This window comes from Halorubrum ejinorense (assembly GCF_055389685.1).
Genome location: NZ_AP043777.1, coordinates 2,465,656 through 2,482,964, shown reverse-complemented (window position 1 = coordinate 2,482,964; position 17,309 = coordinate 2,465,656). Strand labels below are relative to the sequence as shown.

Annotated in this window: 21 protein-coding genes; 8 read left to right on the top strand and 13 right to left on the bottom strand. The window is 71.0% G+C overall.

All coding sequences use genetic code 11. The features are described 5' to 3' along the window. Nucleotides 1–4 precede the first annotated feature (4 nt). The 6 genes from trpG to ACZ5KW_RS13740 form a co-directional block, all read right to left on the bottom strand. On the bottom strand, nt 5–598 hold the full coding sequence (gene trpG / locus ACZ5KW_RS13765; RefSeq protein ID WP_343778291.1) for an anthranilate synthase component II: 594 nt from the start codon (nt 596–598) through the stop codon (nt 5–7). Next, the gene (trpE, locus tag ACZ5KW_RS13760; protein WP_343778292.1) at nt 595–2,295 is read right to left on the bottom strand and encodes an anthranilate synthase component I; all 1,701 of its coding nucleotides are present in this window, start codon (nt 2,293–2,295) and stop codon (nt 595–597) included. The genes trpG and trpE overlap by 4 nt, the downstream gene beginning before the upstream one ends. Next, entirely contained in the window at nt 2,292–2,936 is a 645-nt protein-coding gene (locus ACZ5KW_RS13755; RefSeq protein WP_343778293.1) for a phosphoribosylanthranilate isomerase, read from the bottom strand. The genes trpE and ACZ5KW_RS13755 overlap by 4 nt, the downstream gene beginning before the upstream one ends. Further along, on the bottom strand, nt 2,936–3,988 hold the full coding sequence (gene trpD, locus ACZ5KW_RS13750; RefSeq protein WP_343778294.1) for an anthranilate phosphoribosyltransferase: 1,053 nt from the start codon (nt 3,986–3,988) through the stop codon (nt 2,936–2,938). Before trpD ends, ACZ5KW_RS13755 begins: the two co-directional genes overlap by 1 nt. A 151-nt stretch (nt 3,989–4,139) precedes the next feature. After that, entirely contained in the window at nt 4,140–4,841 is a 702-nt protein-coding gene (locus ACZ5KW_RS13745; protein ID WP_343778296.1) for a universal stress protein, read from the bottom strand. 89 nt (nt 4,842–4,930) lie between these two features. After that, the gene (locus tag ACZ5KW_RS13740) at nt 4,931–6,220 is read right to left on the bottom strand and encodes a tRNA pseudouridine(54/55) synthase Pus10 (protein ID WP_343778297.1); all 1,290 of its coding nucleotides are present in this window, start codon (nt 6,218–6,220) and stop codon (nt 4,931–4,933) included. Nucleotides 6,221–6,345: 125 nt separating this feature from the next. Between ACZ5KW_RS13740 and nth the strand changes: the two genes are divergently transcribed. The 6 genes from nth to ACZ5KW_RS13710 all read left to right on the top strand — a co-directional run bounded on the left by nth (nt 6,346) and on the right by ACZ5KW_RS13710 (nt 10,723). Then, the gene (nth, locus tag ACZ5KW_RS13735; protein ID WP_343778298.1) at nt 6,346–7,029 is read left to right on the top strand and encodes an endonuclease III; all 684 of its coding nucleotides are present in this window, start codon (nt 6,346–6,348) and stop codon (nt 7,027–7,029) included. A gap of 194 nt (nt 7,030–7,223) precedes the next feature. After that, entirely contained in the window at nt 7,224–7,778 is a 555-nt protein-coding gene (locus ACZ5KW_RS13730) for a DoxX family protein (RefSeq protein ID WP_343778299.1), read from the top strand. A gap of 140 nt (nt 7,779–7,918) precedes the next feature. After that, the gene (locus ACZ5KW_RS13725) at nt 7,919–8,998 is read left to right on the top strand and encodes a glutamate--cysteine ligase (protein ID WP_343778301.1); all 1,080 of its coding nucleotides are present in this window, start codon (nt 7,919–7,921) and stop codon (nt 8,996–8,998) included. Between the two features lie 93 nt (nt 8,999–9,091). After that, nucleotides 9,092–9,712 carry a helix-turn-helix domain-containing protein gene (locus ACZ5KW_RS13720; RefSeq protein WP_343778302.1) on the top strand — a complete coding sequence of 207 codons (621 nt, stop codon included), beginning with the start codon at nt 9,092–9,094 and terminating at the stop codon, nt 9,710–9,712. Between the two features lie 85 nt (nt 9,713–9,797). Next, nucleotides 9,798–10,292, top strand: a complete 495-nt coding sequence (locus ACZ5KW_RS13715) for a phosphopantetheine adenylyltransferase (protein WP_343778303.1) — start codon at nt 9,798–9,800, stop codon at nt 10,290–10,292. Continuing rightward, nucleotides 10,289–10,723 carry a hypothetical protein gene (locus ACZ5KW_RS13710; protein ID WP_343778304.1) on the top strand — a complete coding sequence of 145 codons (435 nt, stop codon included), beginning with the start codon at nt 10,289–10,291 and terminating at the stop codon, nt 10,721–10,723. Before ACZ5KW_RS13715 ends, ACZ5KW_RS13710 begins: the two co-directional genes overlap by 4 nt. Before the next feature lie 9 nt (nt 10,724–10,732). On the opposite strand, the gene ACZ5KW_RS13705 is transcribed toward ACZ5KW_RS13710, so the two are convergent. The 5 genes from ACZ5KW_RS13705 to ACZ5KW_RS13685 form a co-directional block, all read right to left on the bottom strand. After that, entirely contained in the window at nt 10,733–12,169 is a 1,437-nt protein-coding gene (locus tag ACZ5KW_RS13705; RefSeq protein WP_343778305.1) for an FAD-dependent oxidoreductase, read from the bottom strand. An 86-nt stretch (nt 12,170–12,255) separates the two neighbouring features. Then, the gene (locus ACZ5KW_RS13700; protein WP_343778306.1) at nt 12,256–12,693 is read right to left on the bottom strand and encodes an RNA-binding protein; all 438 of its coding nucleotides are present in this window, start codon (nt 12,691–12,693) and stop codon (nt 12,256–12,258) included. A gap of 21 nt (nt 12,694–12,714) precedes the next feature. Beyond that, nucleotides 12,715–12,903, bottom strand: a complete 189-nt coding sequence (locus tag ACZ5KW_RS13695) for a hypothetical protein (RefSeq protein ID WP_006113388.1) — start codon at nt 12,901–12,903, stop codon at nt 12,715–12,717. A gap of 225 nt (nt 12,904–13,128) precedes the next feature. Continuing rightward, entirely contained in the window at nt 13,129–13,710 is a 582-nt protein-coding gene (locus ACZ5KW_RS13690) for a DUF7524 family protein (RefSeq protein ID WP_343778308.1), read from the bottom strand. 112 nt (nt 13,711–13,822) lie between these two features. Then, on the bottom strand, nt 13,823–14,017 hold the full coding sequence (locus ACZ5KW_RS13685; RefSeq protein WP_343778309.1) for a methytransferase partner Trm112: 195 nt from the start codon (nt 14,015–14,017) through the stop codon (nt 13,823–13,825). A 139-nt stretch (nt 14,018–14,156) separates the two neighbouring features. On the opposite strand from ACZ5KW_RS13685, the gene ACZ5KW_RS13680 reads away from it, so the two are divergent. Together ACZ5KW_RS13680 and ACZ5KW_RS13675 are read left to right on the top strand one after the other, a co-directional pair. After that, entirely contained in the window at nt 14,157–14,441 is a 285-nt protein-coding gene (locus ACZ5KW_RS13680; RefSeq protein WP_343778310.1) for a ribonuclease P protein component 4, read from the top strand. Between the two features lie 109 nt (nt 14,442–14,550). Continuing rightward, nucleotides 14,551–15,213, top strand: a complete 663-nt coding sequence (locus tag ACZ5KW_RS13675) for an HAD family hydrolase (RefSeq protein ID WP_343778312.1) — start codon at nt 14,551–14,553, stop codon at nt 15,211–15,213. A gap of 118 nt (nt 15,214–15,331) precedes the next feature. Here the strand turns inward: ACZ5KW_RS13675 and ACZ5KW_RS13670 are convergent, their stop codons facing one another. Beyond that, nucleotides 15,332–16,015, bottom strand: a complete 684-nt coding sequence (locus ACZ5KW_RS13670) for an HAD-IIB family hydrolase (protein WP_343778313.1) — start codon at nt 16,013–16,015, stop codon at nt 15,332–15,334. A gap of 79 nt (nt 16,016–16,094) precedes the next feature. Further along, the gene (locus ACZ5KW_RS13665) at nt 16,095–17,267 is read right to left on the bottom strand and encodes a Cdc6/Cdc18 family protein (protein ID WP_343778314.1); all 1,173 of its coding nucleotides are present in this window, start codon (nt 17,265–17,267) and stop codon (nt 16,095–16,097) included. Nucleotides 17,268–17,309 lie beyond the last annotated feature (42 nt).

Here is a 17,309-nt window from a genome sequence, read left to right as displayed (position 1 = left end):
TCCCTCAGACTCCCGTGAGGAAGTTCCGGATGAGGTCGTGGCCGGACGCGGTCAACACGCTCTCCGGGTGGAACTGGACCGCCTCGATCGGGTGTTCTCGGTGGCGGATCCCCATCACGATCGACTCGCCGTCGTGGTCCGTGGTCGCCGTCACCGAGAACGCCTCGGGCACCTCCGTGGCCGCGAGCGAGTGGTAGCGGCCGGCGCGGAACCCCTGGTCGAGCCCGCGGAACACGCCCGTCCCGTCGTGGTCGACGCCGAACGCCTTCCCGTGGACTGGCTCGGGGGCGTGACCGACGGTCCCGCCGTACTCGTAGACCGCGGCCTCCAAGCCGAGACAGACGCCGAGCGTCGGCACCGTCGGCGAGAGATCGCGCAAAACCGCGGTCGTCACGCCCACGTCGCGCTCGTTCTTCGGATGGCCCGGCCCGGGGCTGATGATCACCGCGTCCGGCTCGGCCGCTTCGATGTCCGCGAGCGACGCGGTGTTTTTGAACACCTCGACGGCGACCGGTTCGCCGTCGATCGTCTGGTCGGAGACGTACTCGACGAGGTTGTAGGTGAACGAGTCGAAGTTGTCGACGACGACGACCTTCATCGGTCGGCCTCCGAACCGGTGGCGAGCGGTTCACCGTCGTCCGCGCCGCCGTGCTCGTTCGCGTCGGCTGACTCGTCCGATCCGGCCGCTTCCGCGTTACCGTCGCGGATCCGGTCGATGGCGGTCAACACGCCGTCCATCTTCTGTTCGGTCTCCTCGTACTCCGCGGCCGGGTCGGAGTCCGCGACGAGCCCGGCTCCGGCGCGCACGCCGACGACCGACTCGTCGCCGCTCTCGTCGAGCGTCGCCGTCCGGATCACGATGGCGAAGTCTGCGTCGCCGGTCCACGCGTAGTAGCCGACGCCGCCGCCGTACGCCTCTCGCGGGGTGGTTTCGAGATCGTCGATGATCTCCATCGCCCGCACCTTCGGCGCGCCGGTGAGCGTGCCCGCGGGGAACGTCGCGCGCGTCGCGTCGAACGCGTCCGCGTCGGCCGCGAGCGTTCCCGTCACGGTCGATTCGATGTGCTGGACGTGGCTGTACTTCAGCACGTTCATGAACTCCTCGACGCGGACGGAGCCCGGCTCCGAGACGCGCCGCACGTCGTTGCGCGCGAGGTCGACGAGCATCGTGTGCTCGGCGCGCTCCTTCCCGTCGGCGAGCATCTCGCCGGCGAGCCGGCGGTCCTCGACCGGGCTCGTCCCCCGCGGGCAGGTGCCGGCGATCGGGTTCGAGACGACGCGGTCGCCTTTCACCGACACGAGCGTCTCCGGGCTGGCCCCGACGACACTCCGGTCGTCGTGGCGCAGGACGTACATGTACGGCGAGGGGTTCACGTCCCGGAGGGCCGCGTAGAGCCCGAGCGAGTCGACCTCGCCGCGGAGCTCGCGGCTGCGCGAGATCACGCCCTGGTAGATGTCGCCGTCGAGGACGTGCCGTTTCGCCGTCCGAACGGCGTCCTCGTACGTCTCTCGGGGGTCCGCGGACTCCTCACGCACGCGGACGCCGTCCGGGTCCGGAGCCGGCGCCGCGCGGAGTTCGGTCGCGACGCGCTCGGCCTCCGCGACCAAGTCGTCGTACACCGCGGCCGGGTCGTCGTCGACGCCGATCACCGGCGTGAACACGACCTCGGCGCTGTCGTCCTTCTCGTCGAAGACGACGGTGCGGGTCGTCAGTGCGAACTCCGCGTCCGGGAACTCGGTCTCGGGGCGATCGACGCCGACCTCCTCCAGCCAGAGGTCGTACACCGCCTCGTACGCGAGGAATCCGACGAAGCCGCCGGAGAGTATCTGCCGGTCGGTGTCGGGGAACCCGCGCAGGCTCACGTCGGGGAACGCGGCCCGGATGCGGTCGACCGCGTCGCCCGCGTCGGGACCGATCGCCTCGTCGCCGCCGACGAACTCGGCGGCCGGGCCGAGCTCGGTCACGTCGGTGCGGTCGGGGTGGACGGAGACGATCGCTTCCGGGTCGTAGCCGACGAACGAGTAGCGGGCGTGCTTGTCGGCCTTCCCGCTGGCGGTGAACGCGCCGTCGGGGTCGCTGGAGGCGACCTTCTCGCCGGACTCCAGGAGGAACCCGTACGGCCCGTCGCCGACCAGCGTCGCGTACGCCGCGAGCGGGGACACGTCGGCGTCGAGCGAGGCCGACGCGCGGACCACGACCGGCCTGTCGGCGTCGCTGGCGAGGTCGACGAACGCCTCCTTCGAGCGGTCGAGGGCGGGCGCGGGACCGTCGGGAGCCGTGTCGCGGTCGGTCATGCCAGCTCCATCTCCCGGCCCGCGTTGGCGACGAACCGGGCCACCGCGTTGTGGTCCTTCCGGCCGCCCTCGATCTCGACCCCGGAGGCCACGTCGACCGCGAAGGGGTCGGCGACGCGGACCGCCTCGGCGACCGTGTCGGCCGTGAGGCCGCCCGCGAGGACGACGGGCGTGGTGAGTCGCTCGGCGAGCTCTCCGGTCGCGCGCCAGTCGTGCGTCTCGCCGGTGCCGCCCGCGCCCGAGTCGTCCGTGGAGTCGACGACGAGCGCGTCGACCGCGCCGTCGAACTCCTCCGCTCGGGCCGGGTCGTCGGCGTCCACCGTGAGCAGCACCTTCCGCTCCGTCTCCGCGCGGATGTACCGCAGCTCGTCGAGCGTCCACTCGCCGTGGAGCTGGATCGCGTCGGGGGCGACCGTCCGGACGAGCTCGACCGCGTGCTCGGCCGAATCGGGCATCGTCACGAGCGTCGCGGTGACGAACGGCGGCACGTCGGCCAGCAGTTCGGCCGCCGTCGCCGGGTCGACCTCGCGGGGAGAGTCGACCGGGACCTCGGTGATGACGCCCACCGCGTCGGCGCCGGCCTCGACCGCTGCGCGGAGGTCGGCCTCGCTCGTGATGCCGCAGATCTTCACGCGAGCCATCAGTCGTCGTCCTCCGCGGTCGCGGTCTCGACACCGTCACCGGCGGACTCGCCGTCGCCGCAAAGCGCCGCGAACTTCTCTGCGGCCGCGCCGGAGTCGATCGCCTCGGCCGCGCGGTCGACGCCCGCCGCGAGCGTGTCGGCCTCGCCGGCGACGTAGATCGCTGCGCCCGCGTTCGCGAGGATCAGGTCGCGTTTGGGTCCCGTCACGGAGCCGTCGACGATCCCGCGCAGGTCGGCGGCGTTCTCCTCGGGGCTCCCGCCCGCGACGGCCTCGATGGGCGCGCGGTCGAGTCCCAGGTCCTCGGGCGAGACGGAGAACTCCGTCACGTCCTCGCCGTCGACCTCGGCGGCGACCGTCTCGTCGTGGATCCCGATCTCGTCCATGCCCGCGCCGTGGACGACGAGCGCGCGCTCGACGGGCATGTGCGCGAGCGACCGCGCGATCACCGGAACGAGGTCGGGATCGTAGACGCCGAGCACCTGCGCGTCGGCGCCCGCGGGGTTGGTGAGCGGACCGAGGACGTTGAATATCGTCCGCATCCCGAGTTCCTTCCGCGGGCCGATGACGGCCTTCATCGCCGGGTGGAAGACGGGCGCGAGCATGAAGCCGATCCCGTCCGTCTCGATCGCGTCCTCGACGGCCGGGGGTTCGGCCTCGACGTCGGCGCCCGCGACCTCCAGCACGTCCGCGCTCCCCGAGGAGGAGGAGACCGAGTAGTTGCCGTGCTTGGCGATCGGCACGCCGGCGCCGGCGGCGACGATGGCAGCGGTCGTCGACACGTTGATCGTGTCGTAGTCGTCGCCGCCGGTCCCGCAGGTGTCGACGAGCGGTTCGCCGTCGGGGTCGATGGTGCGCGCGGCGTCGCGCATCCCCTGCGCGAAGCCCGCGATCTCCGCCTCGGTCTCGCCCTTCGCGCGGAGCGCGGCGAGCAGCGCCCCGATCTGGGCCTCCGTCGCCTCCTCGAAGACCAGTCGCGCGGCCTCGCGCGCCTCCTCGAGGGTCAGATCCGTCCCGTCCGTCACGCGCTCGACCGTGTCGTTGAGATTCATTGTGTCCACCGATGTAGTATTCCGCGTTGTGATGTACAAGTATGTACACTAATTTAACGCTGTCGCCGCGACGCGGATCGGTAACACGCGGCGAGAACCGGGTGGCGAGAGCGACGAGACGGGCGCGCAACGGGCGAGAAGTCGAGGGGGTCTACGCCGCGTCGAGCGCGGTCGACCCGTCGGCCTCGACGACGACGACGGGTACCTCGGCGTCCCCGACGACGGTGTCGGTGGTGGAGCCGAAGACGAAGCGGCCGACGGTCCCGGTCGTCGGCGCGCCGACGACGACCAGGTCGTAGTACGCCGACTGCTCGACGATGGCGCCCGCCGCGGTCCGGTCCTCGACGAGCCAGCGGTCCGCGCGGTCGAAGCCGCCGAGCCGCTTCTCGGCCGCATCGAGGAGCCGCTCCCCGGCCGAGGCGTAGTCGGTGGCGTCCGGGTCGCCCGCGTCGACGGCGGTCCCGGAGGCGTCCTCGCCCGGGCCGGCGTCGGCGAGCGCCGCGTCCGAGGGGACGACGTGGAACAGTTCGAGCCACGCGTCGGTCGCCGCCGCGATCTCTCGCGCGACGTCGACGGTCGCCCCCGAGTGCGGGCCGGGGCCCACGGCGACGAGGACCGACGAGACGCGGTCGGGGCGCTCCGCGCGGTCGGCGCCGTTCAGCGACGCGTCGGCGACGGCCGGAACCTCGGCCGCGTCGTCGACCGCGGGGCGGATCACGGTGTCACCGACCGCGGGCGAGCCGGCGTGACCGGCGCCTCCGGTCCCGGCCGAACCGCCCGACTCGCCGCGGGCGCCGCCGTTTCGCGTCCCGCCCTCTCGGGCGTTTCCGCCGTCGGCGTCGCTCCCGTTCATACGCGAACGTCTGACGCTCGTCAGATAAATCCCGTTGGTTCCCGGTTCGAGACGTGTGCCGAGAGGCCGGACCCGGAGTCCGGAGCGCGCTACTCCCGGAAGAACTCGTCGCGCTCGAACGGTTCGTCCTCGCCCTCCACGGCGAGCACGTCGAGCGCGGTCACCTCGGCGCCGACGCCGAGCAGGCCGGCGAGGCTCGGCTCGGTGCGGCCCTCGTCGCTCGATATCAGCTCCTTGATATAGAGACCGCCCTCGCCGCGGATCTCGACCGTGGCGTGGCGGGGATCCGCGGCGTCCAGTTCGGCGGTCGCCTCGTACACGTCGCGTTCGCGGGTCATGCTCGCGCGCCGATGGTCGACCCGGTTCGGGGTGTACTGCTCGACGGTCCGCCCCTCCAGTTCCGCCACGGCCGCGGCGAGCGCGTCGGCGTCGACGTCGGCGTCGAACGCGACCTGCGCGCGGTAGCGCTTGGCGGCGTCGTGTTCCTTCACGCGCTCGACGGTGTCGTAGGTGGCGAGCCGGAGCCCCTCGACCTCGACCGCGCCGTCGGCGAAGGCGTTGATGTCCGACTGGAGGCGGTCGGTGTCGACCCGGCGGCGACGCGGCTCCTCGACCTCGATCACGAACGGGCGGCCGGTGCCGAGCATGAGCGCGTCGACGTCCTCGCGGCCCGCGCCGTGGAACGTCGCCTCCGTCCCGTCCATCACGTCCTCGACGATCGGCGCGGTGTACTCCTCGACGCTGTCGTCGTAGAGGTAGCCGGAGCCGCCGCAGTGGTCACAGGGGTCCGGACCCTGTCGCCCGGAGCCCTTACACTCGCGGCAGGGCCACTCGGTCTGCGGGATGTCGCGCTCCAGTTTCCGGTATCGCCCGTACACGAACGTGGAGTTCACCTTCGCGTCGATCGCGTCTTCGGCCAGATCGATCGTGAACTGCACGTCCGGGCGGTCGAAGGAGACCTCGGCGCCCGCTGCCCGCCCGAACCGCTTGCCGACCTCGCGGTTGAACTCCGATTTGAACGGCTCCCCGGCGTCCTCGTCGAGGCCCGCCTCCGCGCGCAACAGCGCCTCGTTCTCCTCGATCAGCGGCGGCGGCCGGGTGCCCACGTTGTAGGTGGCGAACTCGACGCCGTCGACGGCTTCGGCGGCGCGACCGGCCCACTCGTCGAAGTCGGCACAGCGCCCCTCACAGACCCAACACTCCGCCGTTTCGACCGGCTCGTGGTCCTCGTCGTCGCGCAGCGAGAGCGACACCCGGAGCGCCGAGCCGCGCTCGGCGTTCGACAGTCCGAAGCTGCGGTCGGCGACGAGCCGACCGAGACAGGCGTCGCACACCGGCCCGGTCGCGGTCGCGCGCGCCGCGACGTCGAGTACGTCCATACCTCCACCAGCGCGCCGCGTGGTAACTGTCTTACTACTCGGTGGGAGGGGAGCGCGCCTCCGGCCCGGGCGGCCGGGACGGTCCCAGTCGGATCGTTCAATGTCGCCCGGACGGAGGGTGTCACATGGGCACGTCACTCGACACGCGCGAAGGGCAGGTCGCCGAGGTCCTCGACCGGCTGTACGAGGAGTACCCCGACTCCACCATCTCGCTCAACTACTCGAACCGGCTGGAGCTGCTCATCGCCGTGATCCTCTCCGCGCAGTGTACCGACGAACGCGTGAACAAGGTGTGCGCCGACTTATTCGAGACGTACGAGACGCCCGAAGACTACGCGAACGCGCCACAGGAGGAGCTCGCGGAGGCGATCAACTCGATCACCTACTACAACAACAAAGCGAAGTACATCCGCTCCGCGTGCGGCGACATCGCCGCGGAACACGACGGCGAAGTGCCCGACACGATGTCGGAGCTGACGGACCTGGCCGGCGTCGGCCGCAAGACCGCCAACGTCGTCCTCCAGCACGGCCACGACGTCGTCGAGGGAATCGTCGTCGACACGCACGTCCAGCGGCTCACCCGTCGACTCGGAATCACGGAGGAGGAGCGCCCGGAGGCGATAGAGCAGGACCTCCTGGACGTCGTTCCCGAGAGCGATTGGCAGCAGTTCACGCACCTGATGATAGACCACGGTCGCGCCACGTGTACCGCGATCAACCCCGACTGCGCCGACTGCGTGCTGGCGGACGTCTGCCCCTCGGAGAAGGGCGACGCCGAGGTCGACTTAGCGAGCGGCGAGGCGTGGTAGGCCGGCCGCGCCCGGAGACACCGGGAGACGGCGAGGCACGGTCCGTGACGCCTGGCGCGAGTCGAACTCCTTCGGCGAGCCGTATAAAAAGACCCGCCCCACCGTGGGAGTCGGTGAAATCCGTCTCGCCGAGAGAGAACCCGCTGTCCGGTTTATGCCCTACTCCGGCGTATCTGTAAGTGAGGAGAGACACTATGTCCACAACAGACACAAACGAGTTCGGCGGGGAGTTCGGCGGCGTCACGCTCTTGGGGAAGGCGCACTCGCTGTCGGCGCTGTTCATCGTCCTGCTCCGGGCGACCATCGGCGGAATGATCCTGTTCGCGGGGCTCGGCAAGGTCTCCGAGTGGCCGTTCGACGCCGCCGGATACCTGGCGAACATCAACCCCGCGAGTCCGGTCAGCGGGATCTACGCCGCCATGGCGTCGAACGCGGCGCTGATGGAGTTCGTCAACGTCGTCGTCCCGGTGACGCAGCTGCTCATCGGCCTCGCCCTCATCGCCGGCGCGTTCGTCCGGCTGGCCGCGCTCGGCGGCGCCATGCAGATGATGCTGTTCTACCTCGGCGGGTGGAGCGGCGAGGCGCTGGCGCTGTTCGACTCGACGCTGGTGTACGCGGTCGTGTTCCTGACGGTCGCGGCGTTCGGTGCGGGCCGCGTCCTCGGACTCGACGCCTACGTCGAGCAGATTCAGGTCGGCGGGCAGGCGCTCATCGAGAAGTTCCCGGCGCTCCGGTACGTCCTCGGCTGAACCGGACGCCTCGGTGTGACAGGGGTGTGACCCACCCGTCCGACTCGTTTTCCGATCGATTGACGGCGGATTTCCGTTCCGGACGCCGCAGCTTCCGGCTTCCAATCCATATAAGACCGAGCGACCGGTACGGGGCGGTAATGGAACTCGGTTCGCGGGACGCGTTCTCCCGGATGGGGACGCTCGGCATCGAGGAGGAGTTCTACATCGTCGACGCCGAGGGCCGCCCGACGTCCGGGACCGACGATCTCGTGTACGGCCGCGACCCGCCGGCGGCCGTGCCGGAGGGGTTCGACCACGAGCTGTTCGAGTGTACGATCGAAGCGCAGACGGAGCTGATCGAAGACCCCGCGAACGCCGACGAGGCGCTCGCGACCGTCCGCGAGGCGCTCGTCGAACACGCCGCCGCCGACGGGTATCAGATCGCGTCCGCCGGCCTCCACCCGGCCGCGAAGTGGCGCGAGCTCGACCACGTTCAGAAGCCGCGGTATCAGGCGCAGTTGGACCGGATCCAGTACCCGCAACACCGGAACACCACCGCGGGGCTCCACGTCCACGTCGGCGTCGACGACGCGGACAAGGCCGTGTGGGTCGCGAACCGGCTACGGTGGCACTGCCCCGTGTTGCTCGCGCTGTCGGCGAACTCCCCGTTCTGGAACGGGTTCGACACCGGGCTCGCCTCGGCCCGCGCGAAGGTCTTCGAGAACCTCCCGAACACGGGGATCCCCTCCGCGTTCGACGACTTCGACGCCTTCCAGCGGTACGAGCGCCGGATGGTCGAGACGGACTCCATCGCGGACCGCGGCGAGTTGTGGTTCGACGTGCGCCCGCACACCGGCCACGGTACCGTGGAAGTGCGCGCGCCAGACGCCCAGCGCGACCCCGAAGTCACCCTCGCCTTAGTCGAGTACGTCCGGGCCCTCGTCGTCGACTACGCGGAGCGCTACGAGGACGGCGAGTCCCCGCCGACGCTGCGCCGCGAACTGTTAGACGAGAACAAGTGGCGGGCGATCCGTCGCGGCCACGACGCCGCGTTCGTCGACCGAAACGGCGAGGAGACGAGTTCGCTCGGCGAAGTCGTCGAGCGGGAGTGTGACCGGCTCGGCGTTTCCGGGATTCGCGACGTGTACGAGGCGGAGAGCGGCGCAACGCGGCAGCGCCGCCTCCGCGAGGAGTCCGGCCTCGACGCGCTGTGTGCCGACCTCCTCGTCGGCGCCTGACGCCGGGCCCGGTCGGGCCCACCCGCGCCGGATCTTTCGTCGGAACGAAAGCGACGAGAAACTCTTTTGCCCGCGTAGCCCCCAGATTTCGGTATGACAACGGACGAGACGCCCTCCGGTTCGAGCGACGACGCGGAGGAGTCGCCGACGGAGCGCACCCGCGAAGAGCTTCGGAAGACGAAGGAACGACTCGGCGAGGGCGCCGACCGCGCGGTGAAGGGGTTCGACGACAACGTCGTCGACCTCCTCGCGTGGGTGCTCGACACGGAGACGCGGGCGCGAATCTACGTCTACCTCCGGGACAACCCGCAGAGCACGAGCGACGAGGTCGCCGACGGCACCGGGCTCTACCCCAGTACCGTCCGCGAGGCGCTCGCCGAGCTCCACGACGAAGAGACCGTCGAGCGCGACAAACGGAAGTCCGAGGGGGCGGGCAACAACCCCTACGAGTACGAGGCCATCGCGCCGAGCGACCTCGTCCGCGGCGTCGTCGGCGACGTTCAGGCGGAGCTGAACGCGGTGTTCAACCTCGACCGGCGCCTCGGGGGCGAGTCGCCCGACGGCGACACCGAGCCCGTCCAGATATCCGTCGGCGGAGAGGACGACGAGAACGGCCACGACGAGACGGACGACGCGGGTACAGAGGCGGAGACGACCGCCGACGAGGACGGAGCGGAGCCGGAAGACGCGGGCGACCGGGAAGCCACGAACTGATCGGCGTCGGCGACCGGGACGCGACCTCCCGTCGACGCGACCGCGGTTCGGGACGTTTTAAGTTCGACCCGGGCAACGGAGAGGCATGAACGTCGCGCTGGGGGGTACGTTCGACCCCGTTCACGACGGCCACCGAAAGCTGTTCGAACGGGCGTTCGAACTGGGTGACGTCACCGTCGGACTCACCACCGACGAGCTGGCGCCGAAGACCCGACACGTCGAGCGGTACGTCCGTCCCTACGAGCAGCGCGAGCGCGACCTGGAGGCGGAGTTGGCCCCGCGCGCCGAGGCCCACGGCCGCGAGTACGCGATACGGGAGCTGACGGAGCCGACCGGCATCGCGGTCGAGCCGCAGTTCGACGCGCTCGTGGTCTCGCCGGAGACGCGCGACGGCGGCGAACGCATCAACGAGATCCGCGCCGACCGCGGCCACGACCCGCTCGATCTGATCGTGGTCGGCCACGTCGAAGCGGAGGACGGCGAGCGCATCTCCTCGACCCGGATCGTCGCGGGCGAGATCGACGAACACGGCAACCGCACCCCCGACCGCGAGGGGCGGGGCGCGACGCGCCCGGAATGACGAGCGGCGAGTCGGCGGACGGCGAGAGCGCGTTCCGCTCGATCCTCCTCGGTGAGACCGGCTTCGAGCGCGCCGCGGTCTGGAGCGCGGTCGGGCTGGCGCTGTCGTACGTGGCCTTCGACGCGACCGGCGCGATCGGCGTCGGCGCCCCGGAGACCGCCCTCGCGCTCGCCGCCGTCACGGCGGTCGGCGCGCTCGCGTTCGCCGCGACCGGCGGCGGCGCCCTCCCGACGGCGGTCCTCGCGTACGGGCCCTTCGCGGGGACGTTACTCCGGGGCATCGGGCCGGCGCCGTACGTCAGCCCCTTCGCCGCCGGCGGACCGTCAGCGCTCGCGGTCGCCGAACCGCTCGGCCTCGCGGTCGCCGTCGCCGTCGCGGTCGGGTTCGCCGCCGCGGTGATCGGCTTCCTCGTCGGGCGGGCTCGGGCCTGACCCCTCGGTTCACTCGTCTAACGTCCCGTTCAACACCTTCGCAGCGACGAGTACGGGGTCCCACACGGGGCTGAACGGCGGCGCGTACGCGAGGTCCAGCCGCTCGACCTCGGCGACGGTCATGTCCGCCTCGATCGCGGTCGCGAGCGTGTCTATCCGGATCGCGGCGCGGTCGGTGCCGGCGATGCTCCCGCCGAGCAGGCGCCCCGTGTCGCGGTCGGCCACGAGCGTCACGTCCGTCTCGGCCGCGCCCGGGTAGTAGCCCGAGCGCGATCCCGCGGTCACCGTCTCGCTGACCGGGTCGAACCCGGCGTCGACGGCGGCGTCGCGGTCGAGGATCCCGACGCGCGCGGCCTCCGTGTCGAACGCCTTGACCGCGGCCGTGCCCGCGATGTCGCCCACGGGAGTCGGGTCGCCGGCGATCGTCGTCCCGATGGCGCGCCCGGCCCGGTTGGCGGTGAGCCCGAGCGGCGTCCAGTCCGGCTCGCCGGTCACCGCGTGACGCGCCGTCGCGCAGTCGCCGGCGGCGTACACGTCCGGGAGGCTCGTCCGGCCGTGGTCGTCGACGCGGATCGCGCCGCCCGGGCCGAGATCGACCCCGGTCCCGTCGAGGAGGTCGGTGTTCGGGCGGATGCCGACGCCGACGACGGCCATGTCGACGGGGACCGTCTCGGCGTCGTCGCCCCCGACTTCGACCGCCTCGATCCGGTCGTCGCCGACGAGCGCGTCGACCGGCGCGTCGGTGTGGACCGTGACGCCCTCGGCGTCGAGCGCGTCCTCGACGCGGTTCCCGACCGTTTCGCCGAACGGCGAGAGGAGGTGGCCGGACCGGTGGAACACGTGGACCGAGAGCGCCCGCTCCGTGAGCGCCTCCGCCACCTCGACGCCGACGTACCCGCCGCCGACGACCGCGACGCTCTCCGGCGCCGGCATCGCCCTGTTGCGTTCGACGCGCTCGCGGTCGACCGCGCTCACGTCGGCGCGGTCCGGGTCGTAGGCGTCCGGGTCGGCGACGTAGGCGTCGATGGCGGCCGCCGCGTCCATGTCGTGGAGGGTGAAGGCGCCGTCGAGGCCGCGCACGTCGAAGGGGCCGGTGGTCGCCCGCGCGCCGGTGGCGACGAGCAGGTCGTCGTACGCCTGCTCGGTCCGGTTTCCGTCGGCGGTCTCGACGGTGACGCGTTTCGCGTCGGGGTCGACCCCGACGACCTCGCTACCCCGACGGAGGTCGATGCCCCGCTCGTCGACGTCGCTCGGCGACAGCGAGAGGAGGTCGGACATGCGGTCGACGTAGCCGGCGATGAAGTACGGCATCCCGCAGTAGGCGTAGGAGATCCACTGACCCTTCTCGAAGACGACGACCTCGCGGTCGGGCGCCTCGCGGCGGAACTTGCTGGCCGCGCTCAACCCCGCCGCGTCGGCGCCGACGACCACGAACGGATCGCTCATGGTCGGTAGTCAGCGGGTGCGGTGAAAAAGGCATCCCGGGGATGCGGGCGGGGCACGCGACCGGCGAAACGCGCCCCGACCGCCGGTCAGTCGTCGTCAGCTAGCCGCGAGAGCGTCTCGCGGGCGTTCGCGACGGCCTTCTCCTTTTTCGCCGGGTACGCCTCGACCTTCGTGCGGACGGTGAGCCCGGGGCCGAGCCGTACCTCGTCGCGGAACGCGGCCTGCTTGTCGAGGCGTAAGAACAGCGCGCAGTTGTCGTCGATCCGGTCGTCGAGTTCGTCGAGGACGCGGTCGAGGTCGTCCAACTCGGAGAGGCGGTCGAGCACGTGTCGCATCTCGTCGGCGGTCTCGACCCGCGCCGAGAGGACGACGATCCGGTCCCCGTGATGGCCCACGTTCTCGTTGCGCTCGAGCTCGACGTCCTCGGGGAGGAGCGCGTACAGCGCCTGTTCGACGCGTTTCACGTCTTCCGTCGCGTACGAGAACGCGCGGAGATCGACGTAGTGGAAGGGGACTTTCGGCATGCGAAACGAGTGGGGGCGGCGTTACTCCTCGCTCTCGACGGCGTCGAGCGCGTCCTCGGGGACGCCCGTCTCCTGACCGTCCTCGAAGCTGACCGTGTACGTCGCGTCGCCGAACATCGTCTCCATCACCTGCGTGATCGTGCCCGACTCGCCGTCGTACTCGCTGTGTTTGTCGTGGAGCACGACCTCGTCTTCCTTCTCGAAGCTCATGGTGCGACATTCTGCCGGGACGGTTAAAAGCGCGCGGATACGGGCCGAGCGGGGTGGCGATCGAGCGGGGTGGCGATCGAGCGGGGTGGCGATCGAGCGGGGTGGCGATCGAGCGGGGTGGCGATCGAGCGGGGTGGCGATCGAGCGGGGTGGCGATCGGACGAGATGGAGCGAGCCACGCCGGCCGCGGTCCGCGCGCCGCGACCGGCGTCGGGCGCCGTCGCGTCAGCTCACCGCGATCAGCGCCGCTCCGAGGGTGACCGTCAGCGCGACGGCCACCACCACCCAGACGACCGCGCTGTCGACGGCGAGCGCGAGCGCGACCCCGGCTGCGACCGCGAGGAACCCGAAGACGGCGCCCGCGATCCCGCCGCGTCTGACCAGTCGGTCCACCGCGTTCGCCACCTGCCGTCCGGGCGGGACGTCCGGCGTGCGCTCCGGGGGCGCCGAGAGCTCCTCGTCGACGGCGACGGGCTCGCTCGGCTCGTCCGGCGAGGGGTCGATCCGCACGTCGACGTAGCGGGTGTTCGACCCGTAGCCGGTGACGATCTTCAGCTTCCCGCGGACCGGCTCGTCGACGTCGGCGGTCGAGACGTGGACCCGGCGCGTAGCCTCGTCGGCGACGTAGTGGTTTACCTCGTCGACCGCGGCCACCCGATCGAGTTCGTCGTCGAAGTGGAGGTGAACGTGCGTCGAGCGCCCGTCGTTATCGAACGCGATCGGGAACGGGCCGTCCGTGACGAACGCGTCCGGCGCGTCGATGTCGTGGACGGCCTCCCCGTTCAGTTCGACGTCGAGTGTCGGCACAGTCGAGACCACGACCCCGCACTAAAAAAAGATTCACACCACTGAGGGGTCCGTCGGCGCTCTCGGCGGGGTCGAGACCGCCGACGAGCCGAAAGCGATCGGTTCGAGCCGGTTACGCCGTCGCCTCCTCGCGCATGTCCGGCGGGAGGAGGTTCGGGATCCCGTCTTCGATCGGGTAGGTCTCGCCGCACTCCGTACACGTGAGCGTGCCGGCGAGAACCTCCTCGTCGTCCTCGTCGTCGACGTCGAGTTCGAGGGTCGCCTTGTCGAGCGGACAGCAGATCACGTCCATCAGAGACTCTTTCATACCGTTCGGTTGGATCGGACCGATAAAAAAGCGTGCGGGTCGCGGACGCCGCGTCCCTCTCGGGGACGCACGGATCGAAGGGACGCCGCGACCGGTCGGGATGGTAACGTCTTTGCCGGCGCGCCCCCGCCGTCGTGACATGGGAATTCCGGCGGAGCGGATCGAGCGACTGTTCGCGCTCGCCCGCGAGGCGGTCGTCGACGACGAGTACGACCGCGCCCGGGAGTACGTCGCCCGCGCCCGCCGGATCGCGGAGCGGAACCGGTGTGGGATCCCGACCGAACTCTCCAGACGCGCCTGCGACGACTGCGCCGTCTACCTCCGGCCGGCGAGGACGAGTCGCGTCCGGACGCGACCCGGGCGCGTCGTCGTCCGCTGTCTGGAGTGCGGCGCGACGGCGCGGTATCCGTACGGCGAGGAGTGATCGCCGCGGTCGCCGGTCTACGACGCCACCCGCTCGACGCGGCCATCGTGTCGCCGGGCGGACCGGGACACCGAAACGATTAATCCGGGTTTTGGGAAACACCGAGGCCGTGACCGGATACGACGCGATTCTCTTCGACAACGACGGCGTCTTAGTCGAGCCGCCGGCCCACGAGACGGCGGTCGAAGCGACGCGAGAAGCGTTCGAGGAGGTGGGCGTTCGAGACCCGAACCAAGCACACGTCGACGACGTCGTACGCGGGACGACCGTCGACAGACTGCGTGAGATGTGTGCCGCCTACGGCGTCGACGTGGAGGCGTTCTGGCGAGCCCGCGAGCGGCTGGACGAGCAGTCTCAGTTCGAGAAGTTCGAGTCGGGGTCACGCACGCTCTACGACGACGTTCAGAGCGTCACGAACCTCGATCGACCCCGCGGCGTCGTGAGCAACAACCACCACAGCACGGTCGAGTTCGTGTTGGACTTCTTCGGCCTGCGGCACGCGTTCGACACCTATCACGGCCGGGAGAAGACGGTCGAGAGCCTGGACCTGAAGAAACCGAACACGCACTATCTCGACCGGGCGGTCGCGGAGCTCGGCGCCGAGTCGGCGCTCTACGTCGGCGACAGCGAGAGCGACGTGAGAGCGGCCCACCGGGCCGGGTTGGACTCGGCGTTCGTCCGACGGCCACACTGCCGCGAGACGACCCTCTCCGTCACGCCCACCCACGAAATCGGCTCGCTCCGCGAACTCGCGGCCGTGACGGACGCGTGAGCGGGATCCTGACCACGAGGGCGATTCCCTCCGAATCGAGCTGATGACCCGTGCGCGTCCCCCCGGAGTCGCCGGGACGAGCTGAGCAGAGTGGACGCGCTCCGCCGTCGGGTACGGACTATCGAGCGCGCTCGCGCAGCGAAGCCAACACCGCGGCGGTGCCGTCCATGTACCCCTCCGCCACCACCTCGTCGGCCGCCTCGCGGGCCGCGTCGTCCGCGTTGGCGACCGCGTACGACTCGCCGGCGACGCCGAACGTCGAGACGTCGTTCTCGCTGTCGCCGACCGCGACGAACGACTCGGGGTCGATATCGAGCGCGGCGGCGACGCGTTCGAGCGCCCGACCCTTGCTCACGCCGGCGGACTTGACGTGGAAGGCGTACCCGGTGTCCACGACCTCCACGTCGCCGCCCGCGGCGGCCGCGACCTCGCGTAAGAGCGCCTCGTCGGCGTCGGGCGAGACCGCAACCTCAGTCTCGCGCCAGCGGTTCACCGTGTCGCCGTCGCCCCAGCCGACCGCCCCGCCGCGCTCGCGGAACGCCTCGACGACGGCCCACGCCGCGTCCGGGTCGCCGACGATCGTCGTCTCGCCGTCGACGTACGCGACGCCGCCGTTCTCAGCGATCACGGTCTCCTCGCGGCCGAGGAAGTGCGCCAGCGCGACCGGGTAGGGGAACGCCTTCCCGGTGGCGAACACGACCGGCGCGTCCCACGCGGGCAACAGCTCGAAGACGCGGGGGTCGACGCGGCCGGTCGGCGTCGTCAACGTCCCGTCGATGTCGAGCGCCAGGGGCGGAACCATATATCCAGAGTCGGAGACTCGGCGACAACTGTCTTCCGTTCGAGAAGGGGCGCCCGCGCGGTGGCCGTCCGCGCGGCGGCTATCCGGCCCGGACGCGCCGGTCGAACAGCTCGCGGAAGACGACCGTCGGGAATAGCGGCACCAGTCGGCTCGGCGGGCGGCCCTTCCCGTCGCTCTGATGGACGGTGACGCGTTCGAGCAGGCCGCCGTCGGCCAGCTCGTAGAGCACGCGCCGCACCGTCGACGCCGAGAGGTCGACGCCCGGACGCGCCGCGATCGCTTCCGTCGCCTCTCCGACCGTGGAGCGCTCCGACTCGGAGAGGCCGGCGAGCTCGTAGAGGAGTCGCTGGCGGCTCTCCGGGAGCGCGAGGACGCGGCCCAGCGCCACGCACGGGCGGGGTACCCCTTCGATTCCGGCGTCGACGTCCCGCGACCGGACGGTGGACGCGCCCGCGCGCTCCGCGCTGACGGCCGCGCCCATCACGGCGGCGAGCGCGTCGTGGGCGTCGCCCGCGGCCCACTCGACGATCTCTCGGATCTGGTCGTGAGAGAGCGCGTCCCGGCCGAGACCCGTCGAACACCGGCTCGTCAACAGCTCGACGAGCACGTGGCGGCGGTACTTCGAGAACTCGACGGTCGTCTCCGGCATCCAGTCGATCGAGTCGGGCGGGTCGCGGCCGAGACACACCGACGTGAGTCGCTCCCCGACGTCGGTGAGCCAGTCGATCAGCGTCGTCGGCGTGGGCGTCTCGGGCTCGTTCGTGTGGTCGACGGCGACGACGAGCTCCGGACCGGTACGCATCGCGTCGCGCAGCGACTCCGCCAGGTCGTCGGTGCCGATCCCGTGGTCCGGAACGGGCTCGTCGCTCATCGCGGCCAGCATCGCGTGGTACAGCCGGAAGCGGGTCGACGCCTCGCGGGCGTCGACGTAGACGAACCCGGGGATCGTCGGCTCGACCGCCCGCGTCGTCGTCTGAATGGCTCGCCGCGGGCCGCTGTGGCTCGCGAGCCGGTCGAAGAGCGCGGAGACGACCGCGGACTTCCCGCTCCCCTTCGGACCGTACACGTAGGCCGTCGGCGGGAGCGACCCGGAAAAGGCGGGCGCGAACACGTCGAGGAGACGCTCTATCGCCGGGCCGCGACCGATCGGCGACTCCGCGTGAGAGACCGGCGACACGGCCTCGAAGTCGACGAGCACGCTCATGCCCGCGTCGTAGCCGAGCCGACGCTCGATCCGGTCGTCGATGTTCACGGCCGCCCCTCCGGAGTTCGTCGCCGGGAGCGCGGCTCGTGA

Excerpts from the sequence above, each read along its gene's own strand:
- trpG (WP_343778291.1), bottom strand. The coding sequence starts at position 598 with ATGAAGGTCGTCGTCGTCGACAACTTCGACTCGTTCACCTACAACCTC.
- trpE (WP_343778292.1), bottom strand. The coding sequence starts at position 2,295 with ATGACCGACCGCGACACGGCTCCCGACGGTCCCGCGCCCGCCCTCGAC.
- ACZ5KW_RS13755 (WP_343778293.1), bottom strand. The coding sequence starts at position 2,936 with ATGGCTCGCGTGAAGATCTGCGGCATCACGAGCGAGGCCGACCTCCGC.
- trpD (WP_343778294.1), bottom strand. The coding sequence starts at position 3,988 with ATGAATCTCAACGACACGGTCGAGCGCGTGACGGACGGGACGGATCTG.
- ACZ5KW_RS13745 (WP_343778296.1), bottom strand. The coding sequence starts at position 4,841 with ATGAACGGGAGCGACGCCGACGGCGGAAACGCCCGAGAGGGCGGGACG.
- ACZ5KW_RS13740 (WP_343778297.1), bottom strand. The coding sequence starts at position 6,220 with ATGGACGTACTCGACGTCGCGGCGCGCGCGACCGCGACCGGGCCGGTG.
- nth (WP_343778298.1), top strand. The coding sequence starts at position 6,346 with ATGGGCACGTCACTCGACACGCGCGAAGGGCAGGTCGCCGAGGTCCTC.
- ACZ5KW_RS13730 (WP_343778299.1), top strand. The coding sequence starts at position 7,224 with ATGTCCACAACAGACACAAACGAGTTCGGCGGGGAGTTCGGCGGCGTC.
- ACZ5KW_RS13725 (WP_343778301.1), top strand. The coding sequence starts at position 7,919 with ATGGAACTCGGTTCGCGGGACGCGTTCTCCCGGATGGGGACGCTCGGC.
- ACZ5KW_RS13720 (WP_343778302.1), top strand. The coding sequence starts at position 9,092 with ATGACAACGGACGAGACGCCCTCCGGTTCGAGCGACGACGCGGAGGAG.
- ACZ5KW_RS13715 (WP_343778303.1), top strand. The coding sequence starts at position 9,798 with ATGAACGTCGCGCTGGGGGGTACGTTCGACCCCGTTCACGACGGCCAC.
- ACZ5KW_RS13710 (WP_343778304.1), top strand. The coding sequence starts at position 10,289 with ATGACGAGCGGCGAGTCGGCGGACGGCGAGAGCGCGTTCCGCTCGATC.
- ACZ5KW_RS13705 (WP_343778305.1), bottom strand. The coding sequence starts at position 12,169 with ATGAGCGATCCGTTCGTGGTCGTCGGCGCCGACGCGGCGGGGTTGAGC.
- ACZ5KW_RS13700 (WP_343778306.1), bottom strand. The coding sequence starts at position 12,693 with ATGCCGAAAGTCCCCTTCCACTACGTCGATCTCCGCGCGTTCTCGTAC.
- ACZ5KW_RS13695 (WP_006113388.1), bottom strand. The coding sequence starts at position 12,903 with ATGAGCTTCGAGAAGGAAGACGAGGTCGTGCTCCACGACAAACACAGC.
- ACZ5KW_RS13685 (WP_343778309.1), bottom strand. The coding sequence starts at position 14,017 with ATGAAAGAGTCTCTGATGGACGTGATCTGCTGTCCGCTCGACAAGGCG.
- ACZ5KW_RS13680 (WP_343778310.1), top strand. The coding sequence starts at position 14,157 with ATGGGAATTCCGGCGGAGCGGATCGAGCGACTGTTCGCGCTCGCCCGC.
- ACZ5KW_RS13670 (WP_343778313.1), bottom strand. The coding sequence starts at position 16,015 with ATGGTTCCGCCCCTGGCGCTCGACATCGACGGGACGTTGACGACGCCG.